Source organism: Candidatus Pantoea deserta (genome assembly GCF_003813865.1).
In the GTDB taxonomy this organism is placed as follows: domain Bacteria; phylum Pseudomonadota; class Gammaproteobacteria; order Enterobacterales; family Enterobacteriaceae; genus Pantoea; species Pantoea deserta.
Genome location: NZ_RMVG01000064.1, coordinates 1 through 938 on the forward strand (window position 1 = coordinate 1; position 938 = coordinate 938).

Consider the following 938-nt stretch of genomic DNA (forward strand, 5'->3'; position numbering starts at 1 on the left):
GCAAACGGCAGTGTCGCCAGCAGGTTGCGCAGCTGCATAAAGTCGGCGCGCACGAAGCGCAGGCCCTGCGCGGCGAAGGCGTTGCGCGTCTTTTCGGTATAGCGGGACGTCAGGTCGTCGTCGTCCGGGCAGAACAGCGTAATACCGTAGAAGTAGCTCGTGAGCGACGTCTGATTTGACAGCAGCCGCGCGCGGGCGTCTTTCCACTCGGCGTGCTGACGCGTGGTGGACGGAATGTACTTGGCGTAACTGGTGTTCACGCGCGAGTCCAGCGCCAGGAAGCGGCTGTTGGCCTCACCCTGACTCTTCATCTGCTCTTCGGTCATCAGCACCATCGTGCAGATAAACGGGCAGGGAATACCGTTAGTCGGGGACATCAGGTCCTGAAAGATATTGCCGTTCTGCCACAGGTAATGCTCCTGCGGGTTATTGTCGAGGTTCAGGTTCACCATGCGCGCGGCAAACGGCTTACTGTCCCTGTCGCTGCCCTCGATGCGGATATGCGAGGGCTTCACCCGCCAGGACGTGGTGCGGTCTACGAACTGCGTGCTCAGATCGGCCGCCGGATCGTACTCGCTGTCGTAGCGCTCAAGGCGCGCCGGGTCATGGTTGAAGAACTCGCGCAGCACGCTGCTGAACTCCGTCACGCCGATGGCCTCAGACCAGATGTCGGCGGCATTAAGGGCGTTCAGCAGGTTGCGGCGTACGTCGCGCACGCGCACCAGGTTGGTTTCAGAGAGGTTTTTGACCGGCATGCCCCAGACAAAGAACAGTCTGTAGTCGCGCAGGGTCAGCGGATGGTCAAGCCCGTTGCTGTAGGTATAGCGCGCTCCGTTCAGGTAAAAGCGGGCGGTGACGTCGTTACACTCGTCCGCCCGGTGCCCCTTCCAGGCGAAGTTTTTCAGGCCCTGCTCAACCTGCTCTTTCACCGCCCGGGA

The 938-nt window shown here is 61.2% G+C and carries 1 protein-coding gene; it reads right to left on the reverse strand.

Annotated features, from left to right (window positions below; translation table 11 throughout):
- A partial coding sequence (locus BBB56_RS23415) for a TraC family protein (RefSeq protein WP_158673968.1) occupies positions 1–938 on the reverse strand: 938 nt, incomplete at both ends.